The organism is Rathayibacter sp. AC182, from assembly GCF_979253875.1.
The window spans coordinates 320,250-335,173 of the sequence record NZ_CEEDEK010000002.1 but is presented as its reverse complement, the minus strand read 5'-3'; the positions used below and the strand labels follow the sequence as shown (position 1 = coordinate 335,173).

Here is a 14,924-nt window from a genome sequence, read left to right as displayed (position 1 = left end):
CTTCGTTCAGTTCAGATTTGGGTGTTTAACCGTTTTCGCATTTATCGTGAAACGCTTTCGCGTTTTTCGTGCGCCGCTTCACCGCGGAGCACAGCAGCGCTATCGACGCCGCCGCCACGTCGGAATACTAGTATTTTTGTTCTTTGCCCCGAATACGAGGACACGCCTAAGAAACGTGCTGTGGATCACTTTCGCCGGAGCTGGGGTGTGGATTGGCGACTTCGGGCTCTGCAGCGATCGCTTCGGAGGCAGTGGAATCGGATTCGTTCGCTTCCACCGACTAGGGCTGGATCGCTTTGACCAGCTCATACACCGCTCGTCCTACTGGAACGATCGGGAGCGGCTTCTTCTCCGAAGAAGCAATTTTCGCGCAGGGCCTGCTTCATCAAGACGGCTTTTCCAGGTTATTGACAACCACTTGATCTGGACGCTCGCAGTCAGCGGAGTGGTCGGTCTCGTGGGAATGGTCGGAGTATTTGCGATGTCCTGGTTGAGTCGAAACCGTCTCGGCAGAGCAAATCGCGTTAATGCTGACGATGTCGTTCTCCTTCGATCTGCTGACGTGGCTCGTGTCGGCATCGCTGTTCGTCGCAGTCGCTCCCCTCGCGACCTGGTCAAAAGCGCGGACATCGTCCCAACCTCGACGAGTCCTCACTGAGCAGCAAGCGAATTCATCAATCATTCGTGAATCATCGCGAACCCGACACCCATGGCGGCACCGTCAAGTGAATGCCCCGCCACTGAATCGCGCGACCGCTACACGTGGGAAAACTAACCGCACCCGCCGAAAGGCCGTCTGATGCCCTTTGGGAAAGATGCCGAAGTTTTTGTAATTGGCGACTCCATCAAAACGAATTCGCTCGGCCGCGCACTCAGCATGGCGATTACCGCGACACTGGTCGGTACTGTCAACGTGCTAGCTTTCGACGACGGCCCACAGTGGGCAGGCGCGCAGCAGTTCGGCTTTGAGGTCCGCCCTTTCCAAGAGCGCCATTTCGCTCACGATAGAGTCCGAGGTCCGTTCTGCCGCGGCAAGTCGGAGAGTCGTCATTTGGATCTCGAAGAGCACTGATCAATGCCGCAACTAGCACGTAGGCTCGCCGGTATTACGAACGTTACCCTCATCGCGGACTTCGACGACGACGATGTGTCGATCATGCAATCCTTCGTCTCGGAGTCACGCGTCAACGCTCTGAAAATGAACGTCATGCGTCCGGAAGTCTCCGCAGCGCCTGCGTCGGAGTCAAAGCAAAAATTGCCGCCATCGCTGACATCACCACCTTTTCAAGCAGCGGATTGCGTGGGGTCTGGCGCAGGTTCGGGTAGCTCGGACCATCGGCGATTGTTCCGCACACGCGCATAGAGTCCTCCGGGACCGAACTTACTCCTGCCGCCGATGAGCCGATCCGACTGGGCTTCATCGGCACCGTTCGTCGTTATAAAGGAGCCGACGCCCTCGTCGCAATACTTCGTGCTGATCCGTCCTCACTGTTGATCACGTTCTCGCAGAACTGGAGTCCGCCGGAGGACGTCTCAGATGGATCACCTACCCGTCGAACACTCCCCTTGGCGAGCTCTACGGCAAGATCGATATCCTCCTTCTTCCCATGGACTCCAGCGATGCGGCAGCCCGATATCAGCTTCCCGCCAAGCTGGTCGATGCGGCAGTATACGGAAAGGCAGGGCCAGCCTTGCATACAGAGCCGATTGAGGAGTTCGCCGCTGCCGCATATCTGCCCGTGGCCGACTGGACCAAACCTCCAGGTGGTGCTCGAAGCAATCCGTACTGCAGACCGGCAAGCGCTTGGCCGCGCGTTGCGGAGCCGTTTACGACCTCACCTTCTCCCCAGAAGCCACGGCAAGTCAGCTCAAAGAGATCCTGCGCGCAGGGCACACCCCCGCTAGACGAAGGAGAGCCGAATGATTGATGTACCTGCGGGAATCAACGTGCCCGTTTAGGGCGTTGTGACGCCTGACAGCCGAGAACGTGGCGGAGCTCGTTTCCCGGCCAGCCATCGCAGGCGACCCTCGTTCTCAACATAATCTTCACAGTACGTATTTCCACTATAAGCACGAGTGGTTCGGGAGTTTTATGCTGAGGGCCGCATCGTCGTCATTGATGGATGGCCAGTTCTCGCCCTTGCATCACTGCGCGCGAAGCTCGCTCCTGTCGTGCGTATCGGCTCCACCGACTGGATTCAAGCGTTATGGGAGCGGAAGGAATCCCAGCCGCTTCGGGTCTTCATTTTGGGCGGCTCCGTCCAGGTGAACGCGCGAGCTGTCAACGCTTGGCGGCAGGTTCGGCCATCGGATCGGGTCGCCGGCAGATCCGGATGCTTCTCTGCCTCGGACGAAGCGGATATCCTGCAATCGATTGTCTGATCACAATCCGACGCTCGTGCTGATTGGACTCGGTATGCCAAAGCAGAGGCCTTCCTTGACGGGTAGTGGGAGCGTCTCCCCACCGCTTACATTGCGACAGTTGGAGGTGCGATTGACTATCTGGCTGGCGCTGTGTCGCTAAGCCCTCGATGACTCGAATCCGAAGTCGGACTCGAAGGTGGGCTTGGCGGTTCATTCATGATCCCCGACGCCTCTTCACGCGCTATTTCATCGAGCCGTTCGGCCTTGCCATGATGATCGCGAAACGACGGACCGAATGGGTCGCAAATGACGCCGCAACACTCCGTGGGCAGTTGTGATCCCTACGCTCGGGCGGGATGGCCTTCGCAGGGCACTGGCCTCTCCAGTTCGCCGTCAAACGCACCCAGCGCGATCGACGATAGTGGTGCTCGACGACGCCTCACGAGTAGAAGCCGTTCGAGGGCTCCTCGCATCGAGGAGCTCGCGCCTAGCTCGTCACGAGCGGTGGTACCTGGCGCTGCAGAACGCACGCAACCTGGGAAGTGGCCAAAAGCTCGGAGCGACTTCGTCGCTTTCCTCGACGATGACGACTGGTGGGAGCCGGAGAAGCTGGCGCTGCAGATCTCTGACCTGCTTGCGGCCCGGAGGCGATGTTTCCTACACCGAGACCGTTTTCCATGAGACCGACGGAGATGTACGCGTACTGCCCGTCCGCCAGCGCCGTCGATTGGAATCCATCGCCAGTTATCTAGTCACTCGCCCCCGGCTGAAGCACGAGGACCGGCTACATCCAGACGGAGCGCGCTACTGGCGAGGACCGAACTTCTCCGGACACAGGGTTGGGATCCGGCGCTCGGTGAAAACATCAGGACTGGGATTTGATTGCCGAGGCTTCAGCCGCTCGAGGTCACTCCCCTTCGCGTTCTTGCCTCGGCCCAGCGAGGTGCATGTCCAGCAGGGCTCGGTGGGTTCGAGTCTCTAAATCAGCTGATTGGCGAGCGAGCAAGGTCACGGCTCGAGCGTCACCCGGGTTCGCCCTCGACAGGAGGTCCGAGGCGATTTCGCTGCCACGCAGTTGCTTTCGTAGCGCGGCTTCGACCTCGGGACGGTGCGGGGAGTTGCCGTCGTGGACGCTCAATGAGGTGGTCCGTCGCCCTCCTCACCTGGCTGCGGTCCTCGTCGGCCTTCACGGTTTCCTAGAGCGTTGATGCGAAGCAATCGCGGCCGTTCGACGCCTTCCGGTGCCGTGGCGCGGTTAGTCGGCTTCGCACTCATTCCGCTGGCAAGTGCCCTGAGCCCGTTGGTCGTCATCCCGGCGCTAACGGCCACCTTCGGCGCAGAAACGTGGGGTACGGTGGCGCTTGCTCAGTCCATCGGCTCCGCCGCAGCCGTCGTGATCGAACTCGGCTGGGGTCTGAACGGACCGCAACGGGTCGCGCGGGCCTCGGAGCGGGCCAGGCCACAGCTATACGCTCTCGCGTTGTCGACCAAATTGCTGATCTTCGTTCCGGTCGTCGTGCCAGCGGTTGTTCTCTGCGGTTCTTCTCGCGCAGACGGATCCGGTGGTTGCTGCGTTTATTGATACCAGCTTTGGCGACGGCCTTGAGCACCTTGTCGCCAAACTGGTTCTTCATCGGCACAGGCCAGCCACGCCGGACTCTACTCCTCGCGACGCCCCCACCGAAACTGCTCACGAACGTCGTCGCCTTCCTTTGCGATCAGTTTCGCGGGAGCTCCCCTGCTCGTGTATCCCGCTCTGCTATTCATTGGGACTGCGCTCCCTCCAGTTCTCGGGCGGGCGGCGGTCGGTTCTAGTGCGTCGATGGTTCGCTCTCCGTGGGTTTGAAGCGGGTAGTGCGTTGTATACGAGCGCAGAGCGTCGCACTGCAGGGACGACTGGCGAGCGCTTGTCCTACATCGCGCTTCCTATCTGCGATCGATCGGGGCGGCCTCGCCGTCCGCTCTCGTCTTGTTTTCCGCCGCCGAGAGGCTGCAGCGTCTCGTCCTCGCTCTGCTTGTCCGCGTTTCCAAATGCCATGCAGGGCTGGGTGGGAAGTTCTGACTCTCCAGTCGAGCCGACGTCGTCGGCTCACGGTCGCCTCCGTCTCAACATCGCTCTTGGACTTGTCGCTGGACTCGCCTTCTGGGCCTTTGGAGGACTGGCGTCCAGAATCCTTTTCAGCGGTGAAATCGATCTTCCACGTAGATCATATAGCTGCGCTGCGCGGTGGAGTAATCGCAATTACCCGCGTTTTCGCGGGCCACAGGCGGACTGGGCTTGAGTGGCAGTCCGCCGAATAGGCCGCACTCCGCAACAGTGCGCTCTGTCGGTGCGATGGTCGGGCCACTCGCGATCTGGGTTCTTGCAGCTTCTTTCGGGTCGACCGGCGGACTACTCGCAGAACTACTCACGGAGTCAATCGTGCTATCGGTGCAAGCGGTCATTCTGTATCGAGCGTTGCGACGGACGAGTAACGAGATGGATAGGATGACGTCGTACAGTCAAACGTTGGCTCGGCCTATGACTTCGGGTAGATAGAAATTGGAAAATAAAGCCTCCCGGCTTCTCGCAACAAAAAACGAACCGCCGCCTGGAGCGGCCAGCTCTGCGGGGCCCGACGTCGATGACACTATGCGGGCAAAAGACACTAATGCCGCCCAAGAAGCTGCCGACGGCCAATCCCTCTTGCGTACCTCCCGCCGGGGAACGCCTAAGCGTCGGCCAGTCGACCCGACCGCCCGCGGACTCGTTGCTTCTAGCACGGACACCGAATGACCGCCCCCGACCGAACATGGGTGCCGCCGGCGCTTGGCCCAAGCAGGACGACGCGTCGCTCCAAAGTCATCCGCCACCCGCGCTGCGCCCATAGCAGTGCTGAGGAGCGAGGGCGTGCTGGAGCTGCCGAGGACCAGGAAATGCGCTGGGTCTAGCGCGGACTCCCGTCGGTGACCTACAGCCTCCTGATTGCGCCGCCTCCACGGCTCGTTAGCGTTGAACCACCATGAGCTTGCAGGCGGCAAGTGATCGTCGTTGCAGGACCATCAGCAGCCTGACATCTCGGAAGCGGTCCGCCAGCCGGCGCCGGTCGACTCGCAGACGACGCTCACCCTCGGCGCGGAGCTTCGGGGTGCTGCAGCTTCACTGACACCCGTCCAGGGGAGGCAGCGTGCGGGGCATCTTCGGGCGCCTCGATGGAACCGATTGATTATGTACCGACTCGTGCGCCGACAATCGTCTTCTACCAGCCCACGAGAGCCGTCCATGAAGAGCATGCCCTCGTGTGATCGAGAAGCGAAGAAGAAACCACTTCGCCCGCTTGGTGAACTCGCTCAGCAAGCTACTTTTTGCGCCGGGGTGCAGTTCTCGTAGCAGCTGTTCTCGTGCTGGGAATCGTCTCGCCGATGTCAGCAAACGCGGCGGAGGTTGCGGTGCCCAGGGCAGCCTGATGTCCGGACCGACCACCCTGCACTGGGGCTGGATCAGCAGCGAGTCGCGGCGTTGAAGGCAGACATCGTCCGAGACCCAACTGGCGAAGGCCATCTACGAACGTGTTCGAGTGGAAGCCGACAAGCTCCTCGTCAAGCCAGTTCTCACCAAGTCCTCTCCCTGACGGAATCCGCATCCTCGATACAGCGCAGACGCTGACTCCGCAGGTCGAACGTCCCCGGGCTGGCATACCTACTCTCAGGCAATGGGAAGTATGCTGATCGTCTTTGGCAGGATCTTAAATGCGGCTACTCGTTTCTCGATAACTGGAATCCCGGATCACTTCCTCGATGCCGCCGAGATGACGCAGGTGCGCAGCAACCGGCTACGACTGGCTGTACGACAGATGGACTCCCGAGCAAAGAGGACGACTGACGGGCGCAACTCAGCGCTTCGGCCTCGAGCCCGCCCCTTCCCGTCTACTCTGCCCCGGCAGGCTCTTCTGGCCCGTACAAGTACGGCGGCAACTGGGCGAGAGTCGGCAACAACTGGAATGTCGTGGTGACTGGCGGCATGATTTCTGGGGCTCTGGCGATCGCGCGCGACAATCCTACGCTCTCGGACAAGATTCTGGCCTTCGCCGTCCCCAGCATGGCGGGATCGGACTCGCGAAATTCGCTCCCGACGGCGGATGCCGCCGAGGGCCCCCCTTTATTGGGGAGTACGCCACTCCGATACCTCGCATCATCCCTTAGTAGCCTCGATGTGGCAACTGGGAAGGATTGGCAGGACTGTCCTCGTTGCCCGGAATTAGCCAGACCGGATATTTTCCTTTCAACATGAAGGGCGCATCCGGATTGATGTACAACTTCGGGGACAGCGACCGCGAATCCTCATAGGAACTCCCCTTCCCAGGTATACTTGGCTAGGAAGTTCAACAATGCGGACTTCGTGCGGACCGACGCGATTCCGACAGGCAACGATGCGCAGCGTCTGATCTGGCTGGCAGCTCCGATCTCTCCCCTGCCACGTACTTTTAGTGCGGCTCGCGATCGTACCTACACAGCGGCCGGTGTCAGCACCATGCGAGTCCTCGTGGGATTCCGGACGCCTCGTCCGTTGCCTTCTCGCTCATCGAATACGCCGATGGAAGGACAATCCGGCATCTTGATGCGGGTTCGTTCATATTTGATGGCACTTGGACAGAGGTGGTCGTCGGACTCTGGAAGAGACAACTACAACCTCGACGGCTATTTCGATCAGAGCACCCGATGGGACATCTACCGCAATCGCTCAGAGGCCCACAGTACCCTCGTTCTTGACCCGATAGGTGCAGCGAAGGTGCGGAGCTACTGCCAAAGCATCGCCCGGGTCTCCGCGACGAATCCAACGCATCATCTGCTCTGGCGGTTGGCGACTTTTCAAGTCTCTCGACGCCGGGGACGTCTTGGAAGCGGGGCGTGAAACTGTTCGACGGACGACAGCAACTCCTCGTACAGGACGAGGTCCGCCGCCCCGGTCCTTTCGTTGGGATGTGGTCAATGAACACAGAAGCTCACATCAACGTCTCAGCGAGGACGGACGAAGCGCGGTCCTCTCCTCCGGCGGCAAGCAACTTCTCGCGAGAATCACCTCTGCGGATTCACACCACTTCACAATTGCTCCTGCGTCGCCTTTGGCGTCCTCTCCCAGTCCTGCAAGGAGCAGGCATCCAATGAGGGAAGCCAGAAGCTGACAATTTCGGCCTCCGCCATCGACTCCCTCACGATCGGGGTGCAACTCACCCCGCTGCACCAGGAGCCAGAGCCTCGGGGTCTCGAACCGCACATCGAACTCCAAAACTGGCACCTCGACCCCGCCGGAACATCGCGCGCTGCCAGCATCAAAATCGGCGGTTCCACGCTCAAAGATTTTGATCCATCGCGCGTCACATACCTTTGCAAGCGTCGATCCATCAGCACCAATTCCCTCAGTCGTCGCGCTCGGATCGACGAATGCGGTCGTGCAATCGACAACGCCCGCTCAGCTTCCGGTTGGGCGACGACGATGCGATAGCCGAGCCCGGTCAGACCCCGACCACGTATCGGGTGCTCATGACGAAGGGGTCTCTCACCATCTCCGGTGCGACAGCGTCCGGACGACCGGGCTGGGCCCCTGCTCTCACCTTCGACGGAGTGAACGGACCGTACTGGTCGACACGGGGGGAATGAACTCCATCACTCTGGGCAGCTGGCTCGTGCAAGCCCTGTCCAACGCGTGGCGATCTCATGGGTAGCCAATCCGAAGAACCTCACCTCCAACACGATCTACTCCAGTTCAGCTGACGGCTCGACGTGGGTTCCGCGGCATTCGGGGTCTTACACGGGTACTGGCGGATGGAGTACCGCGCGCGTCGTCCTCGATGCCGAGCGATACCTCCTTCGTACGACTGGTCGGGAATGGCGATGGCGCGACTGACGTATGGACTGCGCCGCGAGAAGCTGAGCTGTACAGCCACCTCGTCCGAGAGACCACAGACCCCCACCCAGCAAGGCCTTGCGACCGTGACTCTACCGTTTCTAGTGCAAGACGCTCAACGGCGGGCGAACGCGCTCAAGCTCGACGTTACGGGCAAAAAGCTCCGCAGGAATCACCGTTGCTGGTTCTCAAATGGGGCTCAATTGGGGTTCGTCGAATCCCGCGATCGCGAGTGTCGACGACAACGGTGTAGTGACAGCGCACGCTTCGGGAGAAGCGACAATTGAGCTCTCGGCGTCCTATGGCACCCAGACCAGATCGGCTGCGACCGCAGTGACGGTCGTGGACATGACGAAGGCGCGGCTTTTCCCGATGGCGGACACTCTACGTTCAGGGTGGCCTCGCTTGCCAACACCAACTACGGCTCGATCACGGGCGCGCTCGTGAAAACCAGTGCTTCCAACTCCACCGATGAAACGTATACGCGAATCGGATACATGCAGTTCGACCCCGGTCAGCCGAAGGGCAGAAATGTCACAGGAGCGACATTGACAACGACAGCCGCCATCACCGACGGAGGGACCAGCGTCCTTCGCGACGGCCACGACACAGCGACAAGCTGGACAGAAAAGACCCTGACCTTCGCGAACAAACTCCGCGCTCGGCAACATCCTCGGCAGCACCCTCGTCGACACGAACAAAACCACCCGCACCACCGACCTGACCACCGCGATTCGCCGCGAAAGCGGCCAGCATCCACACCCACGCTGTTCCCTCTGAGGTCAACCAGTCCCACCTCCCCGCCGGCAAACCTGGCAACATGGTCCGCATCGAAACCCGCGAATCCGAGACCATACCGCCCCATACCTCGACATCACGTTCGACAACCCGATCTCGACGGGGGCGGAGGCCGTTATCCCGGAAGTGTCGCCGTTTCTACCGGCTCCTAGCAACTTGAATGTCGGTGCGAAAGTTCAGCTGACTCCAGAAGTCAAAGACACCACTGCCTCCCTGCTTGCCGCAGGTGACACCGCATCCCTACACGTCGTCGAATCCGCTCGTTCTCGCCACCACGGCAACAGGAGAGCTCAGCGGTATCGCAACCGAGCACGGAGCACCCTCACTGTCAAAGCAACTCTCAATGGAGTGACTGCAACCCAGGCATACTCGAGCGACAGTGGTCGACGCGTCTCGGATGCGGCTTTTCCCGACGGCGGACACCACGTGTTCAGGGTGGCTCGTTTGCCACCACCAACTACGGCTCGATCACGGGCGCGCTCTCGTGAAACCGGATGCTTCCAACTCCACCGATGAAACGCGTACACGCGCGCGAATTCGGATACGTGCAGTTCGACCTCGGTCAGCTGAAGGGCAGAAATGTCGCAGGAGCGACATCGACCCGGCCAGCGACAGCCGCCATCACCGACGGAGGAACCAGCGTCCTTCTCGACTTCCACGACACAGCGACAAGCTGGACAGAAAGAGACCCTGACCTTCGCGAACAAACTCCGCGCTCGGCAACATCCTCGGCAGCACCCTCGTCGACACGAACAAAACCACCCGCACCACCGACCCGACCACCGCGATCGCCGCGAAAGCGACAGCATCCACACCCACGCTGTCCCTGGGAATCAACCAGGCCCCACCTCCCCGCCGGCAAACCTCGGCAACATGGTCCGCATCGAAACCCGCGAATCCACCCACCACCCCACGCCTCGACATCACGTTCTCGGGCCCCAGGTATCGGAGCCGTCGGCGCCCGTGCAACGCGACAGGCTTCTCGAAGAGGGCCTCGAGGAGGGCGCTCGCGGCTCACTGGGCGAAATTGAGCTACTGCGCTTCGACAGCGCAGGATCGGCAAACAGGTGTGCCAGACGGGGCGCTCGTCGGCGCCGGTCGATGTACGCCGTTCGAGTGCACCGCCACCGTCGAGCTCGATCCCGTCCCGTCAGGTCCCGCTGCGCCGTCGCCCCCCGCCACCCGTCCGCCGTCAGCAGCTCCCGGACTCGCCGCCCTGCAGCTCTCCGTGCTCGATCACGAGCACTTCTCCCGGCCGCAGCAGCCGTCGAGCAGTCATGGACGGCGGGCGCACCCTGCATCGAGCCCGTCACTCTCCTCCGTACAGCGCCGCCGGCGGGTCGTAGAGCCGCACCTCGGGGTCCCGCGGATCGCCGCTGGCCGGATATGCCGCGGCGGATCGACACGACGACCGGCACCGTCCCGTCGAGCTCAGCGGCAGCAGCGTCCTGCCAGATCCACGAACACGATCCGCGCGTGCCCGAGCCCGAGTCGATCGCGGTTCCCGCGCGCCCAGATGAACGCCTCCACCGAGTTCTCGACCGCGATGACGCGGGCGTGAGGGACCTCGTGCGCCAATGCGAGCGCGAGCGCGCCGCTGCTCGGTGCCCAGGTCGACCGCGAGGGTGACGGGTCGGCGACCGACCGCAGTGCGTCGATCGCGAGCAGTTGCGACGCCCTCCGTCTCCGGGCGCGGCACGAAGACGCCGGGGCCGACCGCGAGCTCGATGCTGCGGAACGGGGCGACTCCGCGTGATGTGCTGGAGCGGCTCGCGGGCCGAGCGGCGCTCGATGAAGCGGTCGAACGCGCTCGACCGTCGTCTCGTCGAGGGAGGAAGGCCGGTGATCGAAGGCGCGCCTGCAGTTCGCCTCGGCCGAGGCCGCAGGAGGTGGCCCAGCAGGAGCTCGGCGTCGATGTCGGGGTTGGGGACGTGCGCGCGGGTCAGACGCGAGACCGCGTCGAGCGAGCGGGAGGCGCGAGGCGGCCACGACGAGGTGGTCACCGCGGTCACGACTCCTCGGAGCCGATCTCGGCCAGGCGGGCCTCCTCGTCGGCCTGGATGGCGCTCTTCGACCACGGGGTCGAGCCGCTCCGTTCATGACGCCGCCGAGGTTGTACGCCTTGTAGCCGGTGCGGTGGTCGGCGATGCGGTTCTCGGGGAAGTTGTAGGTGCGGATGCGCTCGGAGCGGTCCATGGTGCGGATCTGCGTCTTGCGGGCGTCGGAGGCGGCCGCGGCGATCTCCTCCTTGCCGGCGGGCGAGGATGCGGGCGCGCAGCACGCGCATGCCGGCCTCGCGGTTCTGCAGGCCGGTCTCTTCTCGCTCTGCATCGAGACGACGATGCCGGTCAGGAGCAGTGGGTGATGCGCACCGCGGAGTCGGTCGCGTTGACCGGACTGGCCGCCGGGGCCGGACGAGCGGGAAGACGTCGATCTTGAGGTCGTTCTGGTTGATCGCGACCTCCTCGGGGGCGTCGACCTCGGGGAACACGAGCACACCGGTCGTCGAGGTGGTGGATGCGGCCCTGCGACTCCGCCACGGGCACGCGCTGCACGCGGCGCACCCCGCCCTCGTACATCGCCGAGGTGCGCCCACGCTCCATGCGAGGTGGTCGGTGGCGTTGCCCTTGATCGCGACCTGCACGTTCTTGTAGCCGCCGAGGTCGGACTCGTCGCGGTCGAGGATCTCGGTCTTCTCCGGCCCTTCGCCTCGGCGTAGTGCAGGCACGGGATGCGGAGCAGGTCGGCGGCGAACAGCGCGTCTCTCGGCTCCGCCCTCGCCGCCCTTGATCTCCATGATCACGTCGCGGCCGTCGCCGGGGCCTTGCGGGATCGGCGAGGCGGCGGAGCTTCTCCTGGGCGACGCGGAAGGCCTCCTCGGGCTCGGGACCTCCTCGGCGAACGCCTCGTCCTCGCGGGCGAAGCTCGCGGCCGGCCTCGAGGTCCTCTCCCGCCTGGATCCACGCGGCGTGGGCCGCCTTGACCTGGCTCAGCTCGGCGTAGCGGCGGTTGACCTTCTTCGCGCGAGCCGCAGTCGAGCGTGCGAGTGCCGGCTCGGAGAGCTGCGTCTGCAGATCCTCGTGCTCGGCGAGGAGGACGCCGACGGATTCGAACATGAAAGGGCCTGGCTTCCGGAGTGTGGCGGGAGAGGTGGGTCTCGATATCGCCGCCTTCGGCGCGGCTACTCGGCCAGCACGGTCGAGGGATGCGGTCGGCTGTTCATGGACGGGGGGGTCTCGATGCGCCGCCTTCGGCGGCTACTCGACCAGCAGGGTCGGGGTTGCGGTCGGCTGTTGAGGACGGTGTGATGCTTCGATATACGTCCGCTTCGCGGACCACGCCGACCAGCAGGGACGGGGCGAGGAGGCCCGCGGAGCCGGATCTACTCGACCAGCAGGGATGGGGCGAGAGGCCCGCGGAACGGGCTTCTCGACCAGCAGGGGGCTCAGACGGACACGTCCGCGTATCGCCCTGGCCGCCCGGGCGACCCGCGGACGTCGGGGCGCTAGTGCGTGGCCGTTGCCGCTGACCGGCGGTGGTCGGGCCGACGGCGGACTTCGAGACCCGCATCAGGAACTCGATCGTCCGAGGACGTCCCTTCCAGGCGGGACAGGCCGATCTCGGAGAGCCACTGCTGCTGGTCGAGGGAGCCGGCGAGGGCGCGACGGCAGCTTCCAGGTGACCTTGACCTCGTCCTGGCTGAGCGCATCTCCCTCGCGGCGGGTGCTGACCGACGCCGACGTCGGCCAGCCGGGAAGATCCGCTTGTCGGCGAGGTGGCGCAGGCAGGCGCAGCTCCATGTTGCGCGGTGCCCTTGAACTCCTCGAAGATCACCTCGTCCATCTTCGACCCGGTCTCGACGAGGCGCCGTGGCGAGGATGGTGAGCGAGCCGCCGTTCTCGATGCTGCGCGCCGCCGCCGAAGAACTTCTTGGGCGGGTACAGCGCCGAGGCGCTCGACACCACCCCGAGAGCACGCGGCCCGAGGGCGGCGCGGTAGGCGTTGCAGGCACGCCGAGGCGGGTGATCAGGGTCGAGCAGCACGACGACGTCGTGGCCCAGCTCGACGAGGCGCTTCGCACGCTCGATGGCGAGCTCGGCGACGGTCGTGTGGTCCTCGGCCGGGCGGTCGAAGGTGGAGGCGACCACGCTGCGCATCGGTGCTGCAAGGCCGCCGCCGCGCCAGGCCATGTCGGTGACCTCCTCCGGACGCTTCGTCGACCAGGACGACCATGGGGTGCCACCTCGGGGTTGTTCTGCACGATCGCGTTGGCGATCTGCTGCAGGACGATGGTCTTGCCGGCCGTGGGCGGCGCGACGATCAGGGCGCGCTGTCCCCCGCGGTCGGAGCGACGAGGTCGATGATCCGCCGGGTCAGCTTGCCCGGCTCGGTCTCGAGGCGCAGGCGCTCGGTCGGGTACAGCGGCGTGAGCTTCTGGAACTCGACGCGCGCGGCGGCCTCCTCGACGGTCTGGCCGTTGATCGAGTCGACGCGGACGATCGCGTTGTACTTCGGCGGCCGCCGCCCTCGCCCTCGCGGGGCTGGCGGATGGCGCCGACCACCGCGTCGCCCTTGCGCAGGTTGTACTTCTTGACCTGGCCGAGCGAGACGTAGACGTCGCTGACACCGGGCAGGTAGCCGGTCGTGCGCACGAAGGCGTAGTTGTCGAGCACGTCGAGGATGCCGGCGACGGGGATGAGGACGTCGTCCTCGCCGATCTCGGGCTCGAAGTCGTCTCCGACGGTGGTACCGCGGCGCTTGCGGTCGCGGTAGCGGCTGCGGCGGCCGTCCTCGCCCTCCGCCTGCTGGCCGTTCTGCGAGTTCTGGGCCGGGCCGTTCGACTGCGCGGGAGCGGCCTGGTTGCCCTGGCCGCCGTTCTGCGGCTGGTTGCCGCCCTGGCCGTTCTGGCCCTGCTGGTCGGCGCCCTGGCGGTCCTCGCCGCGGTTGCGGTTGCGGTTGCGGCGGTTGCGGCCGCGGCCGGTGCCCTGCTGGTCGCCGTTCTGCTGGTCGCCCTGGTTCTGATCGGAGTCGCCCTGCACGTTGGTCGATTCGTCGGAGGACGACTCGGCGGCGTCGGACTGCTCCGGCTGCTCGTTCTGCTCGGCGCTGCCACCGCGGCTGCGGCGACGGCCGCGACGCTCGCGCTGACCGCCCTCGCGGTTCGAGTCGTCGGACTCGGGCCCGTTGGGGAGCTCGATCTCGATGACCGGCTTCGCGGCCTGCTCGGCCTCGGTGGCCGGCTCGATCCTGAGGAGGTCCGGGATGAGCGACTCGACGCCGGTGCCGCCGGGGATGTTCACGTGCTCGCCCGCGGCGACCGTGCCGCTGGACGCGCGACGCGAGCTGCGGCGGCGAGGGTGCGCTCGGCGGGCTCGGCGACCGGCTCGGCGGCCGCGGGCAGCTCGATCTCGACCGGAGCCGACTCGACGACGGGCGCCGGCGCCTCGTCGGCGGTGGGAGCGGCCTGCTCGAGCACGTCGGCCGTGTCGGCCTCGGTCGCTCTCGACGGGCGGCTCGAGCTCGGCCAGGGCCTCGACGACCGGAGCGGCCTGCTCGGCCAGGTCGGCGGGCTCGGCCTCGACGCTGGTGGCGCACGACCGGCTCATCGGCCGCCGCGGCGGCGCGGAGGTCGGTGATCGCCTGGACGAAGACTCGCCCTTGCGGGCTGGAGGCTCCGCCGAGACCGAGGCTCGTGGCGAGCGCCCGGAGCTCCGCGACGCGGAGTGCCGACAGGTCGGCATTGAGTTCCACGGTGGAGCCGTGGGTGTTGACATCTGTCACTGGAGAGGGTTCCTTCCCCCGGGAACGACTGCTCACCGGGAGAGCTCATCGACCGTGCGGTTCCATCGCGTGTTCTGATCCACGCGATGCTCTCGGT

The 14,924-nt window shown here is 64.3% G+C and carries 4 protein-coding genes and 2 pseudogenes; 3 read left to right on the top strand and 3 right to left on the bottom strand.

Annotated features, from left to right (window positions below; genetic code table 11):
• Window positions 1–2,076: 2,076 nt before the first annotated feature.
• The 3 genes from AC0CII_RS02705 (at window position 2,077) to AC0CII_RS02695 (ending at window position 9,198) form a co-directional block, all read left to right on the top strand.
• A complete protein-coding gene (locus AC0CII_RS02705; RefSeq protein WP_465228586.1) occupies window positions 2,077–2,382 on the top strand; it encodes a WecB/TagA/CpsF family glycosyltransferase in 306 nt (101 codons plus the stop codon).
• Between the two features lie 6,037 nt (window positions 2,383–8,419).
• Window positions 8,420–8,695 (top strand): Ig-like domain-containing protein, encoded by a 276-nt coding sequence (locus AC0CII_RS02700; protein WP_465228613.1) that lies wholly within the window; start codon window positions 8,420–8,422, stop codon window positions 8,693–8,695.
• The gene (locus AC0CII_RS02695) at window positions 8,644–9,198 is read left to right on the top strand and encodes a CBM96 family carbohydrate-binding protein (RefSeq protein ID WP_465228585.1); all 555 of its coding nucleotides are present in this window, start codon (window positions 8,644–8,646) and stop codon (window positions 9,196–9,198) included. Before AC0CII_RS02700 ends, AC0CII_RS02695 begins: the two co-directional genes overlap by 52 nt.
• A 771-nt stretch (window positions 9,199–9,969) precedes the next feature.
• On the opposite strand, the gene AC0CII_RS02690 is transcribed toward AC0CII_RS02695, so the two are convergent.
• The 3 genes and pseudogenes from AC0CII_RS02690 to rho form a co-directional block, all read right to left on the bottom strand.
• Window positions 9,970–11,049: a hypothetical protein gene (locus AC0CII_RS02690; protein WP_465228612.1), complete on the bottom strand. Its 1,080-nt coding sequence runs from the start codon at window positions 11,047–11,049 to the stop codon at window positions 9,970–9,972.
• A gap of 5 nt (window positions 11,050–11,054) precedes the next feature.
• A pseudogene (locus AC0CII_RS02685) lies at window positions 11,055–12,162 on the bottom strand (PCRF domain-containing protein).
• A 427-nt stretch (window positions 12,163–12,589) separates the two neighbouring features.
• Window positions 12,590–14,827: pseudogene (rho, locus tag AC0CII_RS02680) on the bottom strand (transcription termination factor Rho); the annotation flags it as partial.
• Window positions 14,828–14,924: the final 97 nt, after the last annotated feature.